A 24464-nucleotide genomic window follows, 5' to 3' on the forward strand; every position below is an offset into this window, starting at 1 on the left:
CGGAGTTGCTGCTGGAACGCGGCGTGTACGTGATCGGCTTCTCCTACCCGGTCGTCCCGCAGGGCCAGGCCCGCATCCGCGTGCAGCTCTCGGCGGCGCACTCCACGGACGACGTGAACCGTGCCGTCGACGCCTTCGTCGCGGCCCGTGCGGAGCTCGACGCCTGACCGTCGCGCACCGCTGCATTTGAGACAATCGATCCCATGATCGAAGCGCGGCGGCTCCACATCCTCCGTGCGGTGGCGGACCATCGCACGGTCACCGCGGCGGCCGCCGCGCTGTACCTCACCCCCTCGGCCGTCTCCCAGCAGCTCACCGCGCTGGAGCAGGAGACCGGCCACCGCCTGGTCGAGCGCGGCGCCAGGGGCGTACGGCTGACCCCCGCCGGGGAGATCCTGCTCAGCCACGCCAACGCGGTCCTGGCCCAGCTGGAGCGCGCCGAGGCCGAGCTGGCCGCGTACGGGGCGGGGGAGGCCGGCACCGTCACGGTGGCCGCCTTCGCCACCGGCATCGCGCAGGTCGTCGCTCCCGCCGTGGCCCGGCTCTCCGCCACGGCGCCCGGCATCCGCATCCGGGTGCAGGACGCCGAGGGCGACGCCAGTCTCCCGATGGTCCTGGACCGGCAGGTCGACGTCGCCGTGGCGGTCGAGTACCGCGGGGCCCCGCCCGCCGACGACCCACGTCTCACCCATGTCCCGCTCTACGCCGAGCCGTTCGACGCGGTCGTGCCCGTCTCCCACCGCCTGGCCGACGGCCCCGAGGTGCCGCTCGCGGAGCTGGCCAAGGACTCCTGGATCGGCCCGTACCCCGGCAACCCGTGCCATGACGTGGTCGTGCTGGCCTGCGAGAACGCCGGCTTCCAGCCCCGGCTCGAACACCTCTCGGACGACTTCCGCGCGGTCGTCGCGCTCGCCTCCGCGGACGTGGGCGTGGCCCTCGTCCCCCGCTCGGCGCTGCGCGGGACGGACCTCACGGGCGTGGTGGTACGCCCGGTCGACGGCGTGGCCCCCACCCGCCGCGTCTTCGCCGCCGTACGCCGGGGCGCGGAGGGCCACCCCCTGATCCGCCCGGTCCTGGACGCGCTCCACGCGGCGGCCGAGGACGCCTGAGACCCCCTTCCGGGGCGCCCATATCAGGGATACAGTCCCGGATATGGGACAGCAGGAGACCGCCCCCGATCCCGTCGACGTGCGCCTGGGCGCGCGGCTGGCCGAACTCCGGGCCGAACACGACTGGTCCTTGGGCGAGTTGGCGGAGCGCAGCGGTGTCAGCAGGTCCACGCTGTCGCGGGCCGAGCGGGCCGAGACCAGCCCCACCGCCTCCCTGCTCAACCGGCTCTGCGCCGTCTACGGCAGGACGATGTCCCAGCTGCTCAGCGAGGTCGAGGCGGAGCCGGCACCGGTGGTGCGCGCCGCCGACCAGCCCGTGTGGCAGGACCGCGCCTCCGGCTTCGTCCGCCGCTCCGTGTCCCCGCCGCACGCCGGACTGCGCGGCGAACTCGTCGAAGGCCGCCTCACCGCAGGCGCGGACATCCCCTACGACCGGCCGCCGGTACCGGGCCTCGAGCAGCACATCTGGGTGCTCGAAGGCGCCCTCGCCGTCACCGCCGGAGGCGCCGAACACCGGCTCGACGCGGGCGACTGCCTCCGGCTGCGCGTCTGGGGCCCCACCCGCTTCCGCTGCCCCGGCCCCGGGGACGTCCGCTACGTGCTGGCGGTGGTGCGGCCGTGAACGTCGAACGCCCCGACGCCGCCCGCCTGCTGGAGCTGACCGGCACGCTGGCCGACCTGCTGACCGACACCGTGGCGAGCGGCGCGTCCGTCGGCTTCCTCGCCCCGCTCGACCGTACGGCGGCCCTCACCTGGTGGACCGAGCGGTGCGCGGACGTCGCCGCCGGCCGCCTCACGGTGTGGACGGCGTACGAGGAACCCAGCCGCGTGCTGGGCACGGTGAGCCTCGCCCTGCCCGCAGGCAAGCCCAACAGCGCGCACCGCGCCGAGCTGGTGAAGCTGATGGTGCACCGCACGGCCCGCGGCACAGGGCTCGGCCGCCGGCTCCTGGCGGTCGCGGAGGAGGCGGCGGCCGCCGACGGCATCACCCTCCTGCACCTGGACACCGAGACCGGCAGCCCCGCCGAACACCTGTACCGCACGTCCGGCTGGACGGAGGTCGGCGCGATCCCCGACTACGCGGCGAACCCGGCCGGGTCACTGCGACCCACGACGATCTATTACAAGCGACTGGCGGCGACGCGCCTCTAGGGGCGCGGGGAACTGCGCGAGCGGGGGTCCGGGGGCGGAGCCCCCGAAAAACAGGAGGGCAGGACGCCGAACGTCCGATACAAGCGCCTGGCCGTAACGCGTCTTCAGGGGCGCGGGGAACTGCGCGAGCGGGGGCCCGGGGGCGGAGCCCCCGAAAAACAGGAGGGCAGGACGCCGAACGTCCGATACAAGCGCCTGGCCGTAACGCGCCTTCAGGGGCGCGGGGAACTGCGCGAACGGGGGTCCGGGGGCGGAGCCCCCGAGAACGGGACCGCAGGCGCCGCCGGGTGACTGTCGGTCCCACCCACTACCGTGCGAGCCATGCCCGATGCCGAAGACGTACGACGGATCGCCCTGTCCCTGCCGGACACGACGGAGAAGATCGCCTGGAGCATGCCCACGTTCCGGGTCGCGGGGAAGATGTTCGCCACCTTGCCGGAGGACGAGACGTCGATCGCCGTGCGCTGCCCGAAGGAGGAGCGGGACGAACTGGCCCTCGCCGAGCCGGAGAAGTTCTGGATCGCGGACCACGAGGCGCAGTTCGCCTGGGTGCGGGTCAGGCTCGCGGCGCTGGAGGACGAGGGCGAGTTGCGGGACATCCTCGCCGACTCCTGGCGCCAGGCGGCCCCGTCCCGGCTGCTCGAGGCGCATCCCCGGCTGGGGCTGCCGCCGGAGGGCTGACGCAGTCGGGGCCGTGCGGCCCCCTCCCGTTGATGCTCCTATTGCTGTCAAGCGGCTCGGAGCCAGTCGCGGTAGGCGTGGGCGAGGCCGTCGTCCCTGCTGAGTCCCCTTTCGAGTCTGGAGATGGTGGTGGGCCAGACACCGAAGTGCTGGGCGACGGCGGTGAGGGTGATGTTCTTGGCCTGCCGCAGAGGCCGTAGGTCGGCTATGCCCGGAATGTTGACCGTGGTGGTGAGGCAGCGGAACACCTCCCGGGCGATGGCCCGCTTCAACATCCGGATGATCTCTTTCTTCGTCCGTCCGGCGGCGACCTGCCGTGCGACGTAGGCGCGGGTGCGGGCGTCGTCGGACATTCGGACCAAGGCGATGCGGTAGAGCGCGGAGTTGGCGGTCCGGTCACCGCCCCGGGAAAGGCAGTGACGGTTGGTTCGGCCGCTGGATGCGGGGACCGGGGCGGCTCCGCACAGAGCCGCGAAGGACGCCTCGGTTCGCATCCGTTCGGGATTGCCGCCCGCGGTGATCAGCAGCTGCGCGGCAGTGTCGGGGCCGACACCGTAGGTCGCCCGCAGGCCCGGATTGTGTGTGGTGACCTCGGCATCCAGGGCCCGCGTCAGTGCCTCGTGCTCGGCGGTGAGCTCCTTGACGCGGCGGGCGAGGCTTCTCAGCGCGGTCAGGACAGCGGTGTGCAGGGCGTCGCCGGCCGGCCGCAGCCGGGCCAGGGCCTCGGTGCGGTCGGTGCCCTTGAGCTGCCCGTACTTCGCGCGGATCGCCTCCGGAGAGGTGACGAGTACATGGCCGATCTGGTTGAGTGCGGCGGTGCGGGCCTTGACGGCCGAGCGGGCGGTGTTGTGCAGGGCACGTATCCCGCCGACCGTGTCGTCTTTGGGGGAGCTGGTGGCGCGTCCGGACAGGGCGGCGCGTGCGGCGGCGTAGGCGTCGATGGGGTCGGACTTGCCGGTGCGGCGGCGTTCGGCCTTGTCGAGGCGGTTGACCTCGATGACCTGGTGTCCGTGGGAGCGGGCAGTCCGGGTGAAGCCGGCCCCGTAGGACGAGGTGCCTTCCACTCCGATCGCGATCACCCGCCCGTGGGCGGTCAGGAAGGCCAGGGCCGCTGCGTATCCGGCGGTGGTGGTGGCGAACTCCGCGTCGGCGAGGTGGCCTCCGTTGTCGCTGATGACAGCGACGTGGACGGTGTCGGTGTGGGAGTCGACCCCGCCGAACACATCCTGGTCCTCGGTGTCCGCCGCACCCTCTGATGTCATGCTGATACTGCCTTCCCAGCCGAAGGTAGGCGCCGGCCGGGCGGCGCAGACAGGACATTGAAGGGGCTTCTGACCAAGCTCCTATCAGGTCATGTTCCGCCCGGCCGGAGCCATGAGAACAAGCCCCGGCGGCCGGACAGAACAACGCGAAGACAGCCCAGCAGGACGTCAGTCAGTGCCCGGGTCACGACCACCGGAACCCGAGTATCAGCATCAATGTCAGTGCCCCGTGGCATGATCCCGATCACGCGTGGCCGCCGGGTCCGGAGGGGGGTCCCGGCGGCCGCACCGCGCGCACCCCGCTCCCGGGCACGCGGGTCAGACGCCGGCGGGCACGGCCCCTGCGGTGAACAGGGTGATCCGCTCGCGCAGCGACCGCGCGTCCAGCCCGTGCGCCGCGAGATGCTCCTCGAACTGTCCGTAACGGCGCAGCTCGGCGCGCCCCACGCCCAGCCCCAGCACCCGGTGCGGCACATCGGCCAGCGCGTCGTTCGCCGCGGCCGTCGACGTCCCCGCCAGATACGGCTCCACCAGCACGACGTCCGTCCCCGCGGTCGCGGTGGCCCGGCGCAGCGCGTCCGCGTCGAAGGGGCGCACGGTGGTCGCGTACAGGACGGTCACGTCCAGGCCCTCCGTCGCCGCGAGCACGGCGTCCAGCATCGGCCCCACCGCGACCACCACGCCCGAGCGCCCCTCCCGGACCGTGAGGAACCGCTGCCCGTCCACGGGCCGCCCCTCGGCGCTGGACTGGAGGGACAGCCGCACGTACACCTTGTCGTCACCGGCGGCGACCGCGTGCCGCAGCAGCGTCTCGGCCTCGTCCGGATGACCCGGCACGTGCACCGTCCACCCGTCCAGGGTGTCGAGGAGCGCCACGTCGCCCGGCGCCATATGGGTGTGGCCGCCGGTGGGCCAGTCGAAGGACGCGCCCGCGCTCACCAGCACCGCGCCGGCGTCCTGGTGCCCGAGGTCAAGCTTGACCTGCTCGAACGGCCGCTCGACGAGGAAGCTGGCGAAGGTGTGCACCACGGGCCGCAGCCCGGCCAGCGCCATTCCGGAGGCGGCGCCGACCAGCAGCTGTTCCCGGATGCCGACGTTGACCGCCCGGTCCGGGTGACGGCGGAACGCCTCCGTGAAGCGGTCCGCGGTGACCTCCGCGAGGACCACGGCGACCCGCGGGTCCTCGTCCAGCAGCCGGGTGACGACGGAGGCGAAACGATCACGCATGGTGTCCATGGAAATCGTCCTTTCGATGAGGGGGACAACAAAACAGGCGGAGAGGGGAACCGCTCACGCGTTCTTGGGCTCGACCTGGGCCACGACCACCAGCGGCCTGCCCGGGTGCGGGGCGGTGAACGCGGCGTGCAGCGCCTCGTGGTCACGGCCGTCGACCGTGCGGGCGGACCAGCCGGCCGCCTCGAACCGCGCGGCGATCCCGCCCGGACGGGCGTACGACGCCGAGGAGTTGTCGACGACGACCGTGTGCAGCCGGTCGAGGCCGGCGGGACCGGCGAAGGCGATGGCCTCGTGGTTGCTGCCCTCGTCCAGTTCCGCGTCCCCGACCAGCGTCCACACCGCCGGGTCGTGCAGTTCCTGGGCGCGCAGCCCGAGGGCCGTGCCCACCGCGATCGGCAGCCCGTGCCCCAGCGACCCGCTGCCGATCTCCACGCCCGGGATCAGCGTCCGGTCAGGGTGATGGCCGAGCGGGGAGTCGTAGGAGCCGAAGCCGGGCAGCCACGCGGCCGGCAGGAACCCCTTGGCGGCGAGGACGGCGTAGTACGCCATCGGCCCGTGCCCCTTCGACAGCAGGAACCGGTCCCGTCCGGGGGCGTCGGCGCTCTCCGGCCCGACCCGGAGCACCCGGTCGTACAGCACCCACAGCACGTCCAGCGTGGACGTCGCGGCGGGCCCGTGCTTCTCGTCGCCGGTCATCAGCCCCATCAGACGCGGGAGATCGGCGTATCCGTAGGTCTGCGTGCGCTGTTCGGTGATCGTCATGGGAGCGATCGTGCGACCTCAACCAAACTTGAGGTCAAGTGCAGTCCGAAGGCGCCGTGCCCGGAGAAACGGACGCGCGCTGACCGTCCCGAGTGCGGTATGGTTTCCGTGCGCGTTCGGCCGGGGGAATCCCCAGGTCAGGCGGGCAACGGGACGTGGCGCAGCTTGGTAGCGCACTTGACTGGGGGTCAAGGGGTCGCAGGTTCAAATCCTGTCGTCCCGACTTGGTACAAGTCGCAGGTCAGGGCCGGTTTCGGATCATCCGAGACCGGCCCTGACCGTTTTCGCGCCACGGTGGACGCGGCGGCGTCAGGCGGGGGCGCCGAGAGGCGGGTGCTCGAGCACCCGGGGCCGGTACTCGACCAGCTGGAGGCCGCCCTCGAAGGTGCGGTGTCCGGTCATCTCCAGGGCCACGTCCGGATAGCCGTCGTAGATGCGCTCCGCGCCCGTGGCCCCGGTGATCACCGGGAACATCACGACCCGGAAGCGGTCGACGAGACCGGCGCTCAGCAGGGACCGGCACAGGCTGACGCTGCCGATCGTGCTGAGCAGCCCCGCGTCACCCGCCTTCATCGCGCGGACCGTCTCGACGGCGTCGTCGCGGACGAGCGTGCAGTTCGCCCACTTCAGCGGGTCCTCCAGCGAGGAGGAGAACACCACCTTGGGCGCCTGCGTGAGCTCGTCGACACTCTCCTGCTCCTCGGGCCGGAACTCGTCCTGCCCGGCCGGAACGTCGCCCGCGGCGAAGCCCGACATCAGACGGTAGGTGTTCGCTCCCATCAGGTAGGTGACCTTCGGCTGCTCGCCGAGCCACGCGAGGTACTCCGGGCTCTCCAGGCCCCAAAAGCCGGGCCATCCCTCTGCTGACGCGTAACCGTCGAGGGAGGTGATGAAATCGACGAGGAGCTCCGACATGGCGCTGTCCTTTCCTGAGGTGTCACGAGTGCGGACCGGCCGGGAGCCGAGAACTCATCGGTCCCGGCGCCCGGAGCGCTGCCCGGCCCCCTCCGACGGGTGCGCGCAGCCCGAAGAATCGTAGGTGTATGTCCTTGATGTCGCTTTCGTGACTATCTAACGTTCCGCCGGGGAGACACCGTCTGGGTTCCGAGGCCCGTGACGCCGTCCCGGAAGCGAGGTGTGGAGCGATTGCACGCGAGGTGCGGACGTCACCGGAGGCCGCGACGCGCACGGGCGCTGCTCGCCCTGACCGTGCTCGCCTCGGCGCTCGCCGCCTGCGGCGGTGACGACGAAGGAGCCCGCCCCACCCTCAACTGGTACAACTTCCCCGACGACTCCGGCGCCCTCCAGGAGGCCGCCGACCGGTGCACCCGGGAGTCCGGGGGGCGCTACCGGATCGTCTACAACAAGCTGCCCCGCGCGGCCGACGGCCAGCGGCAGCAGATGGTGCGGCGGCTCGCCGCCGAGGACGACTCCCTCGACATCCTCGGCCTCGACGTCACCTGGGCCGCCGAGTTCGCCGAGGCCCGCTGGATCAAGGAGTGGACCGGCGAGAACAAGCGCCGGGCCACCGAGGGCACCCTCGACGTGCCGCTCCAGACGGCCACCTGGAAGGGCAAGCTCTACGCCGTCCCGTACAACACCAACATCCAGCTGCTCTGGTACCGCAGGGACCTCGTACCGAAGCCGCCCACGACCTGGGCCGAGATGCTGGACATGTCCCGCGACCTCGCCCGGCAGGGCAAACCCCACTACGTCGAGATCCAGGGCGCCCAGTACGAGGGCCTCACCGTCTGGTTCAACTCCCTGATCAACAGCGCCGGCGGCACCATCCTCAACCCGAGCGCCACCGAACCCTCCCTCGGCCCGCCCGCCGTACGGGCCGCCTCGATCATGCGGGACCTCGCCCGCTCCCCGGCCGCCGACCCCTCCCTGCCCAACCAGATGGAGGACCAGAACCGGCTCGCCATGGAGTCGGGGGTGGCCGCCTTCGAGATCAACTACCCGTTCGTCTATCCGTCGATGAAGAGCAACAACCCCACGCTCTTCAAGAACTTCCGCTGGGCCGTCTACCCCCGCGTGGACGCCGACCGCCCCTCCCGCCCCACCATCGGCGGCATCGACCTCGCCGTCAGCGCCTACTCCCGCCACCCCGACCTGGCCTTCGACGCGGCCCTGTGCCTGCGCAACCGGGAGAACCAGCTCACCGCGGCGCTCAAGGGCGGACTCCCGCCCACCCTGCGCGCCCTCTACGACGAACCGGACTTCATGGAGCAGTACCCCTTCTCCAAGGAGGTCCTCGCCTCCCTGGAGTCGGCGAGCGTACGGCCGCTCACCCCCGCCTACCAGAACGTGTCGATCGCCGTCTCGCACACCCTGTCCCCGCCCTCCGGCATCCAGCCGGAGAGCGACGTCGCCACCATCAGGGAACAGATCGACAAGGCCCTGCGATCCGAGGGTGTGATCCCGTGAGCACCATGGCAGAGCCGGCGAAGGACACGGCACAGGACACCAAGGCGCTGTCGGCCGGCGCCCGGCAGGAGCGGCGGCTCGGCTGGCTGCTGTGCGCGCCCGCCGTGATCGTCATGCTCGCCGTGACCGCCTACCCGATCGGCTACGCGGTCTACCTGTCCCTCCAGCGCTACGACCTGCGCTTTCCCGCCCGCGCCGAGTTCATCGGCCTGAGCAACTACGGGGCCGTGCTGACCTCCCCGTTCTGGTGGGACGCCTTCTGGGTCACGGTGTTCCTCACCGCCGTGTCCGTGGCCATCGAACTGGTCCTGGGCATGGGCCTCGCCCTGGTCATGCACCGCACCATCTTCACGCGCGGCACGGTCCGCACCGCCGTCCTGATCCCGTACGGCATCGTCACCGTCGTCGCCGCCTTCTCCTGGCAGTACGCCTGGACCCCCGAACTCGGCTATCTCGCCGGGCTGCTGCCCAGCGGGGACGCCCCGCTCACCGAGCAGTGGCCCGCGCTGTGGCTGATCATCCTGGCCGAGGTGTGGAAGACCACCCCCTTCATGGCGCTGCTGCTGCTGGCCGGCCTCGCCCTGGTCCCCGAGGAGACGCTGAGAGCCGCGATGGTCGACGGAGCCACCCCCTGGCAGCGGTTCACCAAGGTGATGCTGCCGCTGATGAAACCGGCGATCCTGGTCGCCCTGCTGTTCCGCACCCTGGACGCCTTCCGGATCTTCGACAACATCTACGTCCTGACCGCGGGCGCCCACGGCACCGGATCGCTGTCCATCCTCGGCTACGACAACCTGTTCACCGCGCTGAACCTGGGCATCGGGTCGGCGATCTCGGTCCTGATCTTCATCTGCGTCGGGATCATCGCCTTCACCTTCGTCAAGCTGTTCGGCGCCGCCGCACCGGGCGCGGAGGTGAAGCGCTGATGGCCGCCGTCGGCAGGTCGCACGCGACGCGATGGGGCGTCGTCAACCTCGTGGTGGTGCTGTACGCCCTGTTCCCGGTTTGGTGGATCGTCGCCCTGTCGTTCAAGGCGCCCAGCACCCTCACCGACGGCAGCTACGTCCCCACCGACTGGACCTGGGAGAACTACAAGGGCATCTTCCAGACCTCCGAGTTCACCCGCGCCCTGATCAACTCCATCGGCATCGCGCTCATCGCCACGGTGATCGCGGTCGTCCTCGGCACCATGGCCGCCTACGCGGTGGCCCGGCTGCGCTTCCCCGGCAAGCAGGTGCTCATCGGGATGTCGCTGCTGATCGCCATGTTCCCGCCGATCTCCCTGGTGTCCCCGCTGTTCAACATCGAGCGGAGCATCGGCATCTTCGACACCTGGCCCGGTCTGATCATCCCGTACATGACCTTCTCGCTGCCGCTGGCGATCTACACGCTGTCGGCGTTCTTCCGGGAGATCCCCTGGGATTTGGAGAAGGCCGCCAAGGTGGACGGGGCGACGCCCGCGCAGGCGTTCCGGCTGGTCATCGTGCCGCTCGCCGCGCCGGGCGTGTTCACCACCGCCATCCTCGTGTTCATCTTCTGCTGGAACGACTTCCTCTTCGCGATCTCGCTGACCTCCACCGAGTCCGCGCGCACGGTGCCCGCCGCGATCGCGTTCTTCACCGGCAGCTCGCAGTTCCAGCAGCCCACCGGATCGATCGCCGCGGCCGCCGTGGTGATCACCGTCCCGATCATCATCTTCGTCCTGCTCTTCCAGCGGCGGATCGTCGCCGGCCTGACCTCCGGCGCGGTCAAGGGATGAGCCCGAAGGCAAGGAGGCAGCACCCATGGCCGAGATCGTCCTCGAGGGAGTCACCAAGCGCTATCCCGACGGATCCCTCGCCGTGCGGGACGTGAACCTCGACATCGCCGACGGCGAGTTCGTCATCCTGGTCGGCCCGTCCGGGTGTGGCAAGTCGACCACCCTGAACATGATCGCGGGCCTGGAGGACATCACCGAGGGCACCCTGCGCATCGGCGGGCAGGTCGTCAACGACCTCGCCCCCAAGGAGCGCGACGTCGCCATGGTGTTCCAGAGCTACGCCCTCTACCCCCACATGAGCGTGCGGGAGAACATGGGCTTCCCGCTGCGGCTGGCCAAGGTGGACAAGGCCACCATCGACCGCAAGGTGGACGAGGCCGCCCGGGTGCTCGACCTCGTCGAGTTCCTGGACCGCAAGCCGGCCAACCTCTCCGGCGGCCAGCGCCAGCGGGTGGCGATGGGCCGGGCCATCGTCCGCGACCCCAAGGCGTTCCTCATGGACGAACCGCTGTCCAACCTGGATGCCAAGCTCCGCGTGCAGATGCGCACCCAGATCTCCCGCATCCAGCGCCGCCTGGGCACCACCACCGTGTACGTCACTCACGACCAGACCGAGGCCATGACCCTCGGCGACCGGGTCGTCGTGATGCGCCAGGGGCTGGTCCAGCAGGTCGGCACCCCCGCCGAGCTGTACGACATGCCCCGCAACCTGTTCGTCGCCGGCTTCATCGGCTCCCCGGCGATGAACTTCGTCCAGGCCTCCCTGACCCCGGACGCCCTGCGCACCCCGCTCGGCGACCTGCCGCTGGACGACCGGATGCGCCGGGAGCTTCAGCGGCGGGACGCGCCCCGGGAGGTCATCGTGGGGCTGCGGCCCGAGGCGTTCGAGGACGCGAGCCTGGCCCGCGACACGGGCGGCCCGGTCATCACCGCCACCGTGGACGTGCTGGAGTCGCTGGGCTCCGACGCCTACGTGTACTTCAGCGCCGAGGGCGGCCCGGTGAGCACCGCCGAACTGGACGAACTGGCCTCGGACTCGGGCCTGAAGGACACCGGCGCCGGGGCGGACCAGCAGATCGTGGCCCGGCTGGACGCGGCGACCCGCGCCCGGGAGGGGGCGCCCGTCGAGCTCCGCGTGGACCTGTCGAAGGCGCACGTCTTCGACCCGTCGAACGGCGCCAACCTCACCCACCCGGAGGCCTGAGCCCCTGCCGTCCGGACCGCCCCGTACGCGGCGGTCCGGACGGCGGGGCGGGTCAGATCACGCAGCCCGCGTGCGCCAGCGCCTGCTTCAGCAGCACCCCGTGCCCGCCCGGCATCTCGCTCTGCACCGCCCGCGACACGGCCTCCTGCGGGGTGAACCACACCAGGTCCAGCGCGTCCTGCCGGGGCCGGCAGTCACCGGTCACCGGCACGATGTACGCCAGCGACACCGCGTGCTGCCGGGGGTCGTGGAACGGCGTGATCCCCTGTGTGGGGAAGTACTCCGCGACCGTGAACGGCTGCAACGACGCCGGGACCCGGGGCAGCGCCACCGGGCCGAGGTCCTTCTCCAGATGACGCAGCAGCGCGTCGCGCACCCGCTCGTGGTGCAGCACCCGGCCGGAGACCAGGGTCCGGCTGACCGTCCCGTCGGGCCCGATGCGCAGCAGCAGACCGACACTGGTGACCTCACCACTGTCGTCCACACGCACGGGGACGGCCTCGACGTACAGGATCGGCATCTGGGCGCGTGCCTGCTCCAGGTCGTCGGAGGACAGCCAGCCCGGCGTGGTCTCGGTCATGTCAGACATTGCTTGATCATACTTTCGAGGGTCAGGGCTTCACGGCCACCGCGCCGTACTGGGGCACCGGAGTGGCGCCGGGTTCGGCGTGCCACTGCGAGCAGGAGACCAGGCCGGGTTCGACCAGCTCCAGTCCGTCGAAGAACGCGGTGATGTCCGCCGCGCCGCGGGCGGTGATCGGGGGAGTGGCGTTCGCGTTCCAGAACTCCATCGCGGGGACCTGGAGTTCGCCGCCCACCTCGGGGTCGAACGTGGGGTGGGTGAGCGCCAGGAAGCTGCCGGAGGGCACCTCCGCCATGATCCGGCGGACGACCTCCCGGGCCCGCTCCGTGTCCAGCACGAAGTTGAGGATGCCGAGCAGCATCACCGCGACCGGCCGGGAGAAGTCCAGCGTCGCGGACGCCCGCTCCACGATGGCCTCCGGGTCGTGCACGTCGGCGTCGATGTAGTCGGTGGCGCCCTCGGGCGTGCCGGTCAGCAGGGTCCGGGCGTGGACGAGGACGATCGGGTCGTTGTCGACGTAGACGATCCGCGCGTCCGGCGCGATCCGCTGCGCGATCTCATGGGTGTTGTCCGCCGTCGGCAGCCCGGTGCCGATGTCGAGGAACTGCCGCACCCCGCGGTCGCGCGTCAGATACGTCACCGCGCGGCCCAGGAAGTCCCGGTCCGCGCGGGCGATGTCCCGGACGACCGGGTTGATCGACGCGACATGGTCCCCGACCTGCTGGTCGACCTCGTAGTTGTCCTTGCCGCCGATCCAGTAGTTCCACACGCGCGCGTTGTGCGCCACACCGGTGTTCAGCATCGCCGAGCCGCTCGTCGGGGTGTGGCTCTCACTCACAGTCTCTCCCTCTCCCTCTCCCGCGCCCGGCCCGTGCGGGCCGACCCGGCCATTGTGCCTCGCGGTGATCACGTTGTCCCGGGAACGGACCGGGTCGCCCCGTCAACAACCGGGGCGACCCGCAAGGGAGCTGAGCGAGGATCAGCGGGACTCCGCTCTGCGCAGGGTGTCCTCCGCGACGCGCTTGTCGAGCGCCGCCCGCACCAGCGCCGAGGACAGCACGGCCGGTTCCGTCCGGCCCGCGAGGCCGAGCAGCCGGTCCGGGTCCTCCGGCAGCCCGAGCCGCCGCGCGCCCTGGAGGGCCTTGGCGTCCACCAGCGGGGCCGCCTCGGGCCACACCGACTGCGCCTCCCGCAGGAAGATGGCCGCGCCGGACGGGCCGACGCCGGGGAACTCCTGGAGCAGACGCCGCAGTTCGTCCACGTCGCCGTCCGCCTCCGCGCGCAGCCGGCGCAGATCGCCGCCCCAGCGGTCCAGCAACAGCTCCGCCGCCTCGCCGAGTTGGGTGGCGGTGCGCTCGTCGTAGCGCCGGTAGCCGCCCCGGCCGAGGGCGTCGACCCGCTCCTGCCAATCCGCGGCGGCCATCCGGCGGGGGTCGCGCAGCCCCGCGTCGTGCAGGGCACGGGCAGTGGCCACGGCGACCGAGCCGCGGATGCGCGCGCTGAGCAGATGGGCCAGCACCAGCAGCCGGTACAGCGGCTGGGGCGTGTTCCGCAGGGCGATGCCCGCCTCGTGCGCGTACGTCTCGCCGTGCGCGTCGACGAGGACGCGCACCACGGCCCGTTCGTCCGCCCGCCCGGTGTCGCCGCCGGCCACGGTCACGCCTTGAGCGGGTCGTGGCCCAGGGTCATCAGCCGGTGGCGGCGGGCGGTGTCCCCGGCCACCGGCTCGTTCTCCGGGTCCGTCTCCTCGGCGACGGCGTCCACGACCTCCTCCATCACGCGCAGGTCGTCCTCGGTGAGGTCGGTGCGGCGCTTCTGCAGGATGGCCAGGACGTGCTGTCCCGTGTCGCTGCCCGCCCGGTCCGGCAGCGGCTCCGTCGTCTCGCCGGCGTCACCCACCCGCAGCCACGCGGCCAGTTCCGCCGACGTCATGTTCACCGCGCGGTGGAAGTCCTCCCACAGCGCGTCCCTCTCGAGGGCGTCGGTCATCGTGTGCCCCTTCGTTCCCGTACGTCGCGCACCCGGGTGCTCAGGACTCCCCGGGGTGGTTCTCCGCCTCGAACATCCAGCGCTGCTTCTCCAGGTCGGCGGTGATGGTGATCAGCAGGTCCTGCGTGACCAGGTCGGCCTTCTCGGTGGCGTCGATCCGCTCGCGCAGCCGCGTGATCGCCGCGCCCAGCGCGTCGGTCATCACCTCGACGGCCTCCGAGTCGCGCAGCCAGCCCTCCGCGGGCGCCGGCAGCGAGAAGACCTTGGCGATCGTCCCCGGGCGGCCGTCCGGCGGCACGCCGATGGCCGAGGCGCGCTCCGCCACCGTGTCCGCGTGCGTGCGCGCGGCCGAGACCACCTCGTCCAGCTGGAGGTGGACCGAGCGGAACCGCGGGCCCACGACGTTCCAGTGCGCCTGCTTGCCGATCAGGGACAGGCCGAGCAGGTCGACCAGGGTGTCCTGGAGGGCCTCGCCGGAGATCCTGCGGGCCTCGTCCGGAAGTGTGCTCCTCACGACGGTCATGAAGTGGTGTTCCTCCCAGTTGGCGCGCGCGTGGCGCCGTTGACGCGCTCGTCGCGCGGTTGATGAGCTCGTGGCGCGGGTGCCGGCCCGCGTGCGATGCGCCGCGCGGGCCGCGCTCCGCGACCACTCCGTGAACGCGCGGGTGCCCCCGGCCCCCCGGGACAAACCCGGACGGCGGCAGGGCGGGAGGGGCCATGACCTCCAGGATCTTCCCCGGGAGGGGCGGGGCGGTCTATAGTCCGAAACTAGCGGTGCTAATTAAGTGAGCCTCAGTGAGCCGCCGAGCGGCACCCCGCCGTCGGCTTGTCGGATCAGGAGTTTCCGTGCGTCCCGTCCACTTCGCGGCCGCCCGCCGCACCCCCATCGGCAAACTGCGCGGAGCCCTCTCCGGCGTACGGCCCGACGACCTCGCGGCCGCCGTGATCCGCGGCCTGGTCGCCGACGTGCCCGCGCTGGACCCGGCCCGCGTCGACGACGTCTACTGGGGCGCCGCCAACCAGGCCGGCGAGGACAACCGCAACGTCGCCCGCATGGCCGCCCTGCTCGCCGGCCTCCCCGAGTCCGTCCCCGGCGCCACCGTCAACCGCCTCTGCGCCTCCGGCCTGGAGGCCGTCACCACCGCCGCCCGCACCGTCGCGGCCGGCGAGGCCGACATCGTGATCGCCGGCGGCTCCGAGTCCATGAGCCGCGCCCCCTTCGTCCTGCCCCGCCCCGACGAGGCCCTCCCGCACCGCATCGAGACGTACGACACGCGGCTCGGCTGGCGGCTCGTCAACCCGGCGATGAAGGACCTGCACGGCCTGCTCGCGATGGGCGAGACCGCCGAGGAGGTCGCCGGCCGGTACGGCATCTCGCGCGAGCGGCAGGACGAGTTCGCCCTGCGCAGCCACCGGCGCGCCGCCGAGGCCCGCAGATGCGGCCGCTTCGACGACGAACTGCTGCCGGTGACCCGGCCGGACGGCGTGGTCGTCGACGCCGACGAGTGCGTCCGCGAGGACACCTCCCTCGAAAAGCTCGGCCGGCTGAAGCCGGTGTTCCGCGCGGGCGGCTCGGTCACCGCCGGCAACGCCTCCCCGATGAACGACGGCGCCGCCGGACTCATCCTGGTCAGCGAGGAGGCCCTGAACGACCTCGGCCTGGAGTCCCTCGGCCGCTACGTCGCCGGCGGCTCGGCGGGCGTCCACCCGGACGTCATGGGCATCGGCCCCGTCCCCGCCACCCGCAAGGTGCTCGCCCGCGCCGGCTGGGACATCGGCGACGTTCAGGAGGCCGAGTTCAACGAGGCGTTCGCCGCCCAGGCGCTGGCCTGCGTCGACCAGCTCGGCATCGACCCGGAGCGGGTGAACCCCGACGGCGGCGCCATCGCCCTCGGCCACCCGCTGGGCTGCTCCGGCGCCCGCATCCTCACCACCCTGCTGCACCGCATGCGCCGCACCGGCGCCGAACGGGGCCTCGCCACCATGTGCGTGGGGGTGGGGCAGGGCAGCGCGGTACTGGTCGAACGCCACTGACGGGCGGCCGGCGCGGCGGCCGCCCGGACGGTCACCAGGTGGGACGCGCCTTACCGGCGGCCGATACCTGCACGTAGCATCGGTCGCCGCATGAACACTGTGACCCTCTGGGACCTCACCGGCTGGGAATTCGCCGCGCTGGCCTTCGCGGCCCTGCTCGTCGGGTTCTCCAAGACCGCCGTCAGCGGGGCGAACACGGTGAGTCTCGCCGTGTTCGCCGCCGTCCTGCCCGCCCGCGCGTCCACGGGCGTCCTGCTGCCGATCCTGATCGCCGGGGACGTCCTCGCCGTGCTGACCTACCGGCGGCACGCGCACTGGCCCACCCTGTGGCGGCTGTTCCCCGCCGTCGCGGCCGGCGTGGTCGTCGGCACGGTGTTCCTCCTGTGGGCGGACGACGGGATCGTACGGACCTCGATCGGGGCGATCCTGCTGCTGATGGCCGGCGTGACGGTGTGGCGACGGCGCCGCGCCGACGCCGGCGCCGCCGCCGAGGACGAACCCGACGGGGTGGTCACCCGGGCCGGCCGCCTCAAGGCCCGCTCCTACGGCGTCCTCGGCGGCTTCACCACCATGGTCGCCAACGCGGGCGGCCCGGTGATGTCGATGTACCTGCTCTCCGCGGGCTTCCGGAAGCTCGGCTTCCTGGGCACGTCGGCGTTCTTCTTCCTCATCGTCAACACCTCCAAGCTCCCGTTCAGCGCAGGCCTCGGCCTCATCGACGCGGACTCGCTGCTGCTGGACGCGGCACTGGTGCTGTTCGTGGTGCCGGGGGCACTGCTCGGCAAGTGGGCGGTGACGCGGATCAACCAACGGCTGTTCGAACAACTGGTCATCGCGGCGACGGTGGTGGGGGGATTGCAGCTGCTCCTGCGGTGAGTGCCCGGGTTCCCACCCGGGCGGCTGTCCTGTCCGGCGCGACGGCACGGCTGCTGGATCCCTGCCGGCGGGCGACGGGGTGACCGACCGCACGGGTGGTCGAATCGCCGAGGGTCGGGGCCGTGCGGCGCGGTGACCGGTCGCGGCGGAGGACGGCGCGCGCGACGGGCAGGAGGCTGGGCATGTCTCCTGCCCGGGCCGGGCGCGCTGCGCAGCTCCGCCCGTGCGGGAGGCGACGGACGCGGCGATCGTCCCGCCCCGGCGGGTGCGGCCGACGGCAGTGCAAGGCGCGGTGCCTTGATTCTCGCGGCTCGGACCGTCAGGTCATCGGTGTCCGTGGGCGCCGTTTCGGGGGCTTCGCCCCCGGGCCCCCGTCGCGCAGTTCCCCGCGCCCCTGGGGCGGTCGGTCCCCCGCGCCCCGACAGAGGCGCGGGGAACTGCGCGAACGGCGGTACAGGGCGCGTAGCCCTGAATCTCGCCGCTGCGTCGCCCCGCCGTGCGGGAGAGCGGCGTCGCGGTGCCGGCCCAAGGCGCAGACTCAGGTGTCCGACGGGCCGCCCGGAGGTGTTGTCCGGCCGTGGTCCTCCGGGTGACGTGACCTGGCGCGGGGCCGGTGGAGGCGGGTGGGGGCCGCCGTGCGGCCCACGGTCGCCGCCAGTTTGCGCAGGCGGCGCCAGTCCAGGCGGGGTGGCCCGGGGGCGACCCCGGGGCGTTTGCGCGGGACGCGCACCCGTAGCGCGCCCGGTGCGATGCGGCAGCGGACCGGCGCGGGCAGCACCATCGCCTCGCCGTCGACGCCCGCCTCGATCTCGTCCCGGTCCGCCTCGATCACGACCTCCGGCGCGGTCAGCACCGTCAGCCCCGCCGGGTCGGGGTACAGCAGCAGCGCCGCCGCGCTGATCGCGCCCTCGACCTTGACCCCGAGGACGCCCAGCGTCCCCGAGTCCAGACGCTCGCGCCGGCCGAGCCCGAACGGGTCGCCGGTGCGGTACGGGTTGTTGCTGATCAGCACCGCCTGCGGCGCGGTCAGCGTGCGGTCACCGGCGCGGGCGACCAGCCGGGGCCCCTGCTGCCCGGTGAGCAGGTCCGGCAGCATCTCCAGACTCGTGCCGATCTTGTCGTCCCGGTACGCCGGACTCTGCACGATCGCCGCGTACGCGCCGAACGAGGCGTTGTTGACGAACGGCTGGTCCCCGGCGAACCCCAGGTCGACCCGGAGCTCCACCCCGTCCGTCAGCGCGTCCAGGCACGCCGCCGGATCACCCCGGTCCAGGCCGAGGTCCAGCGCGAAGTGGTTGCGGGTGCCCGCGCTGATCACCAGGAACGGGATGTCGTGCTCCGCGGCCACGGCCGCGACCAGCGCCTGGGTGCCGTCGCCGCCCGCCGCGCCCAGCAGGTCCGCGCCGTCCGCGACGGCCTGCCGGGCCAGCTCGGTCACGTCCGTCTGCCGCCCCGGCTCCAGCAGCACCACCCGCGCACCCAGCCGCTCCGCCTTCTCCCGCAGCCGGAACCGGCCCACCTTGCCGCCGCCCGACCGCGGGTTCATGATCAGCACCGGCTTACGGGGCGGCGGCAGCCGACGCTCCCGCACCGGGGTGTGCCCGCCCGTCCCGCGCAGCGCGTACCTGCCGCTCCACACCGCCAGACCCCACAGCGCCAGCGACACCAGCAGCGCCCAGAACAGCGTCACCGCGAACAGCGCCAGCAGCCCCGCCGGCACGCACACGGCGACCACCGCGGCCCCCCACCGCAGCGGCCCGCGCACCGTCAGCATCCACCACACGGCCGCCGCGCTCAGCCCCATCCCGGCCACCCCCAGCACCAGGAGCAGCAGTCCGCGCAGCCCGCCGTAGACCAGGGGGGTCGCCACCGCGAGCGCCGCCGCGAGCAACGCCCCCCGCGCCGCCCACCGCTGGGCGTGATAGCCCCGCCTGCTCCAGTCCACGGCCATGACTCCTTTGATAGCCCGGCGTCATCGTAGGGCGAACGGCACACGCGTGCGGGCCGACCGCGATCTTCGTCCCACGGGCCGCCGCCGGACGCCGTGCCCGGCCGCCGTACCCTCGGCACATGTTCCCGCACGTGCTGATCCTCGGCGGCACCACCGAGGCGCGCCGGCTCGCCGCCGCGCTGGCCGCCCGCCCCGGTACCCGGGTGACGACCTCGCTCGCGGGACGGGTGACCAGGCCGGGCGCACTCGACGGCGAGGTGCGCGTGGGCGGCTTCGGCGGGCCGGACGGACTCGCGGCCTGGCTCCGTGCGGAGAGCGTGGACGCCGTCGTCGACGCGACCCACCCGTTCGCCGCGACGATCACCGCGAACGCGGCCGCCGCCACCGCCGCCGCGCGCGTCCCCCTGCTGGTGCTGCGCCGCCCCGGCTGGGGGCCCGGCCCCGGCGACCGCTGGCACCCGGTCCCTTCCCTGGACGCGGCCGCCGCAGCGCTGCCCGGGCTCGGCCGCCGGGTGTTCCTGACCACCGGACGCCTCGGCCTCGCGGCCTTCGCGGGGCTCACGGAGCTGAGTTTCGTCGTACGGTCCGTCGAGCCCCCCGAGCCGCCGCTGCCCCCGCACACCGACGTGCTGCTGGCCCGCGGCCCGTTCACCGTGGCCGACGAGACGGCGCTGCTGCGCGAGCACCGCGTCGACGTGCTGGTGACGAAGGACAGCGGCGGCGCGGCGACCTCCGCGAAGCTCACCGCCGCCCGCGACCTCGGGCTCCCCGTCGTGGTCGTCCGCCGCCCGCCCCTGCCGGAGGGCATCACCGCGCTCCCGGACGTGCCGGCGGCGCTGGAACGGCTGGACGAAACCCTCGCCCCCCGCGCGCGGCCCTAGCGTTCGCCGGGGGAGCGGCGCAGCAGATACGTGTCCATGATCCACCCCTTGCGCTCCCGCGCCTCGGCGCGCAGCCGCTCGATGCGCGGGGCGGCCTCGGCGACCGGACCGGAGACCAGGATCTCGTCCGGGGTGCCGATGTACGCGCCCCAGTAGATGTCCACGTCCTCGCCGGCGAAGGCGCGGAAACGCTGATGCGCGTCCAGCATCACCACCACGTCGTCGACGCCCGGAGGGAAGCCCTCCTCCGCGAGCCGCCGTCCCGTGGTGATCTGCACCGGGCGCGCCACCCGGTTGAGGCCGGTGCGGTGCCGGGCGACGAGGGCCGAGACGCTGCTGACGCCCGGCACGACGTCGTAGTCGAAGGCGACCGCGCCCCGCTCCCGCACCTCCTCGAGGATGCCGAGCGTGCTGTCGTACAGCGCGGGGTCGCCCCACACCAGGAACGCGCCGGTCTCCTCCTCGCCCAGCTCCTGGGCGATCAGCCGCTCGTAGATGTCGGCGCGGGCGCTGCGCCAGTCGCCGACGGCGGGGGAGTACGCCGAGCCGCCCGCCGAGCGGTCCCGCTCCGGGTCACGCGCCTCGACGACGCGGTACGCCCGGTCCGCCAGATGCGTCCGGAGCATGTCCCGGCGCAGCCCGGTCAGGTCCGCCTTCGCCTCGCCCTTGTCGAGCAGGAAGAACACGTCCGTGTCCCGCATGGCCTTGACCGCCTGGAGGGTCAGCTGGTCGGGGTCGCCGGCGCCGATACCGATCACATGAAGAGTCCGCACGCCCCGAGTCTGCCGCACGCCCCCGGCCGCACCGCACCCAGGTCAGGCGCCGCCCCGCAGCCGAGGCGCACGCGCCCCCGCGTCCGGCGGACCGCCCTCCCCGCGCTCCACCTCCGCCGCCAGCTCCCGCGCCCAGGCGATCACCCCGGGCAGGTCGATCCCGTGCGGCCGGAGCTCGCCGCCCGCCGCCCACTCCTCGGCCGCGACCGCCCCGCGCCGCAGCAGCCGCGCCCCGCCGGTCACGTTGCCGCGCGCGGCGTGCGTGAGCCCGACCGCCATCTGGGCCAGCCCCCGCCACAGCTCCCGCTCCGCCTCGGGACCCGACTTCCAGGCGTCCTCGAACACCTCGTGCGCGTGGAACGGCTTCCCCTCGTCCAGCAGCCGCTGCGCCTCGGCGACGCTCTCCTCCGGCCGCCGCACCACCCCCTCCGGCTGCCGGGGCACGCCCTCCTCGCCGTACGGCAGGGGCCGCCCCAGCCCGTCACGCGGGCGGGCATTGCGCGCCCGCCCCTCGCTGTCCCGGTCCCGCGCGGCGGCCGTCCGGCCCGACGACGTGTTCTCCCTGCTACCCATACGCCGATTGTCCCGCGCCCCACCCGATTCGGGCCGCGCCGGGGGTGTGCGGTAAAGTGCTCCTCGCGCGATCACGCGGTTCACCCGCGCGACGCGCACCGGGACGTGGCGCAGCTTGGTAGCGCACTTGACTGGGGGTCAAGGGGTCGCAGGTTCAAATCCTGTCGTCCCGACTTGTGAGAGTCGCAGATCAGGGCCGGTTTCAGAGATCTCTGAAACCGGCCCTGACCGTTTTCCGGATCCGTCGGTGGACCGTGCGGCACTCAACGCAGTGCGACGCGCGCGCTCACCGGCAGGTGGTCGCTGCCGGTGGCGGGCAGGGCGCGGATGTGGGTGACGGTCGCCGAGCGGGCCATGACCTGGTCGATCCGGGCCAGAGGGAGGGCGGCGGGGAAGCTGAAGGCGAAGCCCCGCCGTGGCACGTCCATCCGTGAGGTGAGCGGGGCCAGTCCGCGGTCGTCGACCGTGCCGTTGAGGTCGCCCAGCAGGATCACCGTTTCCAGCGGCTCGGCGGCGACGGCCCTGCCCAGCAGGCCCGCGCTCTCGTCGCGCCGGGAGGACGCGAGGCCGCCCGCGCCCACACGGACCGAGGGCAGGTGCGCGACGTACGCCGCGATCTCACCGTGCGGCGTGCGGACCTGGGCCCGCAGACCGCGGGCCCAGGGCTCCGTGACGTCCCGCGGCTTGATGTCCAGCAGCCGGGCGCCGGCGAGCGGATGCTTCGACCACAGTCCGACGGTGCCCCGGACCGCGTGGTACGGGTAGTCCGGGGCGAGCGTCCTCTCGTACACCGCGAGCGCCGGGGGCACCAGTTCCTCCAGCGCGATCAGATCGGGCCCGGCGCCGGCCAGGGCGCGGGCCGTGCCGGCCGGGTCGGTGTTCTCGTCGCTGACGTTGTGCTGCACCACGACCAGGTCGTGCGGGCCGGGCTCCTCGGCCGGCAGGAGGAGGCCGCCGAAGAGCTGGGTCCAGGCCGCCGTCGGCAGGAGCAGCGCCATCACGGCGGCGGCCGAACGGCGCAGCAGGGCCAGGCCGGACAGTACGACGATCACCAGGCCCAGCCACGGCAGGAACGTCTCCAGCAGACTGGCCACCCGCCCTACGGAGTTGGGCACCGCCCGGTGGAACACCAGCGGTCCGGCCGTCAGCACCGCGAGAACGGCGGGCACCCGCCCCCGCGTCCACACCCGTCGGCACCACACTCCCGCGGACTCCGCGGCTGCTCGCTCCACCTGCGTTTCCCGTCCCCTCGACTCGTCGTCCAGGACGCGTCACGGGGCGGATCGGTTGCCGACGGCCCGACGCACCCCGCGAACGCTTGACTTGGAGCGCTCTTCAAGCGGAAGACTCCCCGTCCGTGCCCCGGAAGCCGGGGTGTGGAACGGGAGGGAACAGGCATGAAGTACCGCACCATCGGCACCGGCCCGAACCGCCGCGAGGTGAGCGTGCTCGCGCTCGGCGCGATGCTGTTCGGGTCGGTGACCGACGAGAAGACCTCCTTCGCCCTGCTCGACCGCTACGTCGAGGCCGGCGGGAACTTCGTCGACACGTCCGACAACTACGCCTTCTGGACCGACGGCGGCCAGGGCGGGCAGAGCGAGGAACTGCTCGGCCGCTGGCGCCGCAGCCGCGGGGCCGGTGACGAGATCGTCGTCGCGACCAAGCTCGGCGCCCGCCCCCTCGCCCCCGGCACCAGCTACACCGACAACCCCGAAGGCCTGTCCGCGAAGGTGATCCGGGAGTCCGCCGAACGCAGCCGCGAAAGGCTCGGCATGGAGCGGCTGGACCTGCTGTACGCGCACATCGACGACCACACCGTCCCCCAGCGCGAGACCGTCGAGGGCTTCGGTGCCCTGGTCGCCGAGGGCATGGTGGGGCTGCTCGGCGTGAGCAACCAGGCCGTCTGGCGGGTGGAGCGGGCCCGCGCCCTCGCGGCGGCGGCCGGCCTGCCCGGCTACGAGGTCCTGCAGTACCAGCACAGCTACCTGCGGCCCCGCACCGACGTCCCCGACGACCTCTTCCCCGACGGGAGCCTCGGCCACGCGGGCGCCGAACTCGCCGGCTATCTGCGCGCCGAGCCCGCCCTGACCCTGGTCGCCTACTCGCCGCTGCTCAAGGGCGCCTACGCCCGCCCCGAACGCCTGCCCGACGACTACGACCACCCGGGCACCCCCGCCCGCCTCGCGGTCCTGCGTGAGGTCGCCCGGGAGACCGGGGCGACGCCGGGCCAGGTGGTCCTGGCCTGGCAGATCGGCCACGACCTGCCGATCCTGCCACTGGCCGGGGTGTCGTCACTGGCCCAGCTGGAGGAGAACCTGGCGGCGGTGGACCTGGAACTGTCGGCGGAGCAGCGGGCCCGGCTGGACGCCGCGCACTGACCCGCCGCCCCCGCCTCATGGTCTGACCAGCAGCTGGAAGTCGAAGGAGTAGCGGGACGCCCGGTAGATGTGGCTGCCGTACTCCACCGCACGGCCCGTGTCGTCGTAGGCGGTGCGCTGCATGGTGAGCAGCGCCGCGCCCGCCTTCTCGTCCAGACGGGCGGCCTCCTCGGCGGACGCCGAGCGCGCGCCCACCGTCTGGCGGGCGCTGTGCAGGGTGATGCCGGCCGCGCGCATCATCCGGTACAGGCCCGTCGTCTCCAGGCGGGCGGTGTCCAGGTCGAGCAGGCCCGCCGGGAGGTAGTTGCCCAGCAGGGCGACGGGCAGGCCGTGGGTGCGGCGCAGCCGCTCCAGGAAGGTCACCTCGGCGCCCTCGGGCAGCCCCAGGGCGGCGGCCACGCCGGGCGGCGCCGGGACGGTCTCGTGGCGGACCACCTCCGTCGTCGGGGCCTGCCCGGCCGCCTCCAGGTCGTCGTAGAGGCTGGTCAGCTCCAGGGAGCGGCGCACCTGGCTGTGCACCACCTGCGTGCCCACCCCGCGCCGCCGCACCAGCAGCCCCTTGTCGACCAGGGACTGGATGGCCTGGCGGACGGTCGGCCGGGACAGCCCGAGGCGCATCGAGAGGTCCACCTCGTTGCCCAGCAGGTCGCCGGGCGCGAGCGTGCCGTCGGAGATGGCCGCCTCCAGCTGCTGGGCGAGCTGGTAGTACAGCGGCACCGGACTGCCCCGGTCCAGGGCGAAGTCCAGGGAGTACGCCGCCGGTCCGGCTGCGGCGCGTGCGGGGTCACCGGTCTTCGCCATGGACGTGCCTTCCTGTCGGGGCTGCCGGGC

27 protein-coding genes and 2 tRNA genes are annotated in these 24464 nt (G+C 73.0%); 15 read left to right on the forward strand and 14 right to left on the reverse strand.

Annotation, left to right across the window (positions count from 1 at the left end; genetic code table 11):
- From CCN29_RS34990 to CCN29_RS21275, 5 genes are all read left to right on the forward strand, one after another.
- On the forward strand, positions 1 to 167 hold a 167-nt coding region (locus CCN29_RS34990; protein WP_143661356.1), incomplete at its 5' end, for an aminotransferase class I/II-fold pyridoxal phosphate-dependent enzyme.
- A gap of 36 nt (positions 168 to 203) precedes the next feature.
- Positions 204 to 1109: a LysR family transcriptional regulator gene (locus CCN29_RS21260; protein WP_086683750.1), complete on the forward strand. Its 906-nt coding sequence runs from the start codon at positions 204 to 206 to the stop codon at positions 1107 to 1109.
- A 43-nt stretch (positions 1110 to 1152) separates the two neighbouring features.
- Positions 1153 to 1731 carry a helix-turn-helix domain-containing protein gene (locus CCN29_RS21265; RefSeq protein ID WP_006130354.1) on the forward strand — a complete coding sequence of 193 codons (579 nt, stop codon included), beginning with the start codon at positions 1153 to 1155 and terminating at the stop codon, positions 1729 to 1731.
- Positions 1728 to 2261: a GNAT family N-acetyltransferase gene (locus tag CCN29_RS21270; RefSeq protein ID WP_031067059.1), complete on the forward strand. Its 534-nt coding sequence runs from the start codon at positions 1728 to 1730 to the stop codon at positions 2259 to 2261. Before CCN29_RS21265 ends, CCN29_RS21270 begins: the two co-directional genes overlap by 4 nt.
- A gap of 321 nt (positions 2262 to 2582) precedes the next feature.
- Positions 2583 to 2942, forward strand: a complete 360-nt coding sequence (locus CCN29_RS21275) for an MmcQ/YjbR family DNA-binding protein (protein ID WP_006130352.1) — start codon at positions 2583 to 2585, stop codon at positions 2940 to 2942.
- A gap of 47 nt (positions 2943 to 2989) precedes the next feature.
- On the opposite strand, the gene CCN29_RS21280 is transcribed toward CCN29_RS21275, so the two are convergent.
- The 3 genes from CCN29_RS21280 to CCN29_RS21290 all read right to left on the reverse strand — a co-directional run bounded on the left by CCN29_RS21280 (position 2990) and on the right by CCN29_RS21290 (position 6202).
- The gene (locus CCN29_RS21280; protein ID WP_031065823.1) at positions 2990 to 4204 is read right to left on the reverse strand and encodes an IS110 family RNA-guided transposase; all 1215 of its coding nucleotides are present in this window, start codon (positions 4202 to 4204) and stop codon (positions 2990 to 2992) included.
- A 318-nt stretch (positions 4205 to 4522) separates the two neighbouring features.
- The gene (locus CCN29_RS21285; protein WP_006130351.1) at positions 4523 to 5440 is read right to left on the reverse strand and encodes a transketolase family protein; all 918 of its coding nucleotides are present in this window, start codon (positions 5438 to 5440) and stop codon (positions 4523 to 4525) included.
- 54 nt (positions 5441 to 5494) lie between these two features.
- Complete coding sequence (locus CCN29_RS21290) at positions 5495 to 6202, reverse strand: thiamine pyrophosphate-binding protein (protein WP_006130350.1); 708 nt, start codon at positions 6200 to 6202, stop codon at positions 5495 to 5497.
- A 149-nt stretch (positions 6203 to 6351) separates the two neighbouring features.
- Here CCN29_RS21290 and CCN29_RS21295 point away from each other — a divergent pair.
- Positions 6352 to 6425: transfer RNA gene (locus CCN29_RS21295), tRNA-Pro, on the forward strand.
- An 86-nt stretch (positions 6426 to 6511) separates the two neighbouring features.
- Here CCN29_RS21295 and CCN29_RS21300 read toward each other — a convergent pair.
- On the reverse strand, positions 6512 to 7117 hold the full coding sequence (locus CCN29_RS21300; RefSeq protein ID WP_006130349.1) for a dihydrofolate reductase family protein: 606 nt from the start codon (positions 7115 to 7117) through the stop codon (positions 6512 to 6514).
- 222 nt (positions 7118 to 7339) lie between these two features.
- On the opposite strand from CCN29_RS21300, the gene CCN29_RS21305 reads away from it, so the two are divergent.
- From CCN29_RS21305 to CCN29_RS21320, 4 genes are read left to right on the forward strand one after another with little or no spacing between them, the layout of a single operon-like run.
- Positions 7340 to 8632 (forward strand): ABC transporter substrate-binding protein, encoded by a 1293-nt coding sequence (locus CCN29_RS21305; RefSeq protein WP_228731037.1) that lies wholly within the window; start codon positions 7340 to 7342, stop codon positions 8630 to 8632.
- A 5-nt stretch (positions 8633 to 8637) separates the two neighbouring features.
- Positions 8638 to 9558, forward strand: coding sequence for a carbohydrate ABC transporter permease (locus CCN29_RS21310; protein ID WP_006130347.1), 921 nt, complete (start codon positions 8638 to 8640; stop codon positions 9556 to 9558).
- Positions 9558 to 10391, forward strand: coding sequence for a carbohydrate ABC transporter permease (locus CCN29_RS21315; protein WP_031065827.1), 834 nt, complete (start codon positions 9558 to 9560; stop codon positions 10389 to 10391). The genes CCN29_RS21310 and CCN29_RS21315 overlap by 1 nt, the downstream gene beginning before the upstream one ends.
- Positions 10392 to 10416: 25 nt before the next feature.
- The gene (locus CCN29_RS21320) at positions 10417 to 11595 is read left to right on the forward strand and encodes an ABC transporter ATP-binding protein (protein WP_006130345.1); all 1179 of its coding nucleotides are present in this window, start codon (positions 10417 to 10419) and stop codon (positions 11593 to 11595) included.
- Between the two features lie 52 nt (positions 11596 to 11647).
- Here the strand turns inward: CCN29_RS21320 and CCN29_RS21325 are convergent, their stop codons facing one another.
- The 5 genes from CCN29_RS21325 to CCN29_RS21345 form a co-directional block, all read right to left on the reverse strand.
- Positions 11648 to 12175 (reverse strand): NUDIX hydrolase family protein, encoded by a 528-nt coding sequence (locus CCN29_RS21325; RefSeq protein WP_006130344.1) that lies wholly within the window; start codon positions 12173 to 12175, stop codon positions 11648 to 11650.
- 31 nt (positions 12176 to 12206) lie between these two features.
- Positions 12207 to 13016, reverse strand: coding sequence for an SAM-dependent methyltransferase (locus CCN29_RS21330; RefSeq protein WP_031022960.1), 810 nt, complete (start codon positions 13014 to 13016; stop codon positions 12207 to 12209).
- Between the two features lie 141 nt (positions 13017 to 13157).
- Positions 13158 to 13838, reverse strand: a complete 681-nt coding sequence (locus CCN29_RS21335) for an HhH-GDP family DNA glycosylase (protein ID WP_189481548.1) — start codon at positions 13836 to 13838, stop codon at positions 13158 to 13160.
- On the reverse strand, positions 13835 to 14167 hold the full coding sequence (locus CCN29_RS21340; RefSeq protein WP_006130341.1) for a DUF3140 domain-containing protein: 333 nt from the start codon (positions 14165 to 14167) through the stop codon (positions 13835 to 13837). The genes CCN29_RS21335 and CCN29_RS21340 overlap by 4 nt, the downstream gene beginning before the upstream one ends.
- Before the next feature lie 40 nt (positions 14168 to 14207).
- A complete protein-coding gene (locus tag CCN29_RS21345) occupies positions 14208 to 14690 on the reverse strand; it encodes a Dps family protein (protein ID WP_006130340.1) in 483 nt (160 codons plus the stop codon).
- Between the two features lie 323 nt (positions 14691 to 15013).
- On the opposite strand from CCN29_RS21345, the gene CCN29_RS21350 reads away from it, so the two are divergent.
- Together CCN29_RS21350 and CCN29_RS21355 are read left to right on the forward strand one after the other, a co-directional pair.
- The gene (locus tag CCN29_RS21350; protein WP_086683765.1) at positions 15014 to 16201 is read left to right on the forward strand and encodes a thiolase family protein; all 1188 of its coding nucleotides are present in this window, start codon (positions 15014 to 15016) and stop codon (positions 16199 to 16201) included.
- A gap of 90 nt (positions 16202 to 16291) precedes the next feature.
- Positions 16292 to 17077 carry a sulfite exporter TauE/SafE family protein gene (locus tag CCN29_RS21355; protein ID WP_086683768.1) on the forward strand — a complete coding sequence of 262 codons (786 nt, stop codon included), beginning with the start codon at positions 16292 to 16294 and terminating at the stop codon, positions 17075 to 17077.
- A 538-nt stretch (positions 17078 to 17615) separates the two neighbouring features.
- On the opposite strand, the gene CCN29_RS21360 is transcribed toward CCN29_RS21355, so the two are convergent.
- A complete protein-coding gene (locus CCN29_RS21360) occupies positions 17616 to 19028 on the reverse strand; it encodes a diacylglycerol/lipid kinase family protein (RefSeq protein ID WP_086683774.1) in 1413 nt (470 codons plus the stop codon).
- Between the two features lie 119 nt (positions 19029 to 19147).
- On the opposite strand from CCN29_RS21360, the gene CCN29_RS21365 reads away from it, so the two are divergent.
- Positions 19148 to 19909 carry a cobalt-precorrin-6A reductase gene (locus CCN29_RS21365; RefSeq protein WP_031022962.1) on the forward strand — a complete coding sequence of 254 codons (762 nt, stop codon included), beginning with the start codon at positions 19148 to 19150 and terminating at the stop codon, positions 19907 to 19909.
- On the opposite strand, the gene cobF is transcribed toward CCN29_RS21365, so the two are convergent.
- Both cobF and CCN29_RS21375 read right to left on the reverse strand, forming a co-directional pair.
- The gene (gene cobF, locus CCN29_RS21370; RefSeq protein ID WP_031022963.1) at positions 19906 to 20682 is read right to left on the reverse strand and encodes a precorrin-6A synthase (deacetylating); all 777 of its coding nucleotides are present in this window, start codon (positions 20680 to 20682) and stop codon (positions 19906 to 19908) included. The genes CCN29_RS21365 and cobF overlap by 4 nt on opposite strands.
- A 42-nt stretch (positions 20683 to 20724) precedes the next feature.
- Complete coding sequence (locus tag CCN29_RS21375) at positions 20725 to 21255, reverse strand: DUF309 domain-containing protein (protein ID WP_031022964.1); 531 nt, start codon at positions 21253 to 21255, stop codon at positions 20725 to 20727.
- A 99-nt stretch (positions 21256 to 21354) separates the two neighbouring features.
- On the opposite strand from CCN29_RS21375, the gene CCN29_RS21380 reads away from it, so the two are divergent.
- Positions 21355 to 21428 (forward strand) — tRNA-Pro (locus tag CCN29_RS21380).
- Between the two features lie 90 nt (positions 21429 to 21518).
- Here CCN29_RS21380 and CCN29_RS21385 read toward each other — a convergent pair.
- Entirely contained in the window at positions 21519 to 22457 is a 939-nt protein-coding gene (locus CCN29_RS21385; RefSeq protein WP_086683777.1) for an endonuclease/exonuclease/phosphatase family protein, read from the reverse strand.
- Between the two features lie 195 nt (positions 22458 to 22652).
- Here CCN29_RS21385 and CCN29_RS21390 point away from each other — a divergent pair, with 195 nt between their 5' ends.
- Positions 22653 to 23633 (forward strand): aldo/keto reductase, encoded by a 981-nt coding sequence (locus CCN29_RS21390; protein WP_086683781.1) that lies wholly within the window; start codon positions 22653 to 22655, stop codon positions 23631 to 23633.
- Positions 23634 to 23648: 15 nt separating this feature from the next.
- Here the strand turns inward: CCN29_RS21390 and CCN29_RS21395 are convergent, their stop codons facing one another.
- Complete coding sequence (locus tag CCN29_RS21395) at positions 23649 to 24434, reverse strand: GntR family transcriptional regulator (protein WP_086683784.1); 786 nt, start codon at positions 24432 to 24434, stop codon at positions 23649 to 23651.
- Positions 24435 to 24464: the final 30 nt, after the last annotated feature.

Origin of the sequence: Streptomyces pseudogriseolus (assembly GCA_002154585.1) — a bacterium.
GTDB lineage: Bacteria > Actinomycetota > Actinomycetes > Streptomycetales > Streptomycetaceae > Streptomyces > Streptomyces pseudogriseolus.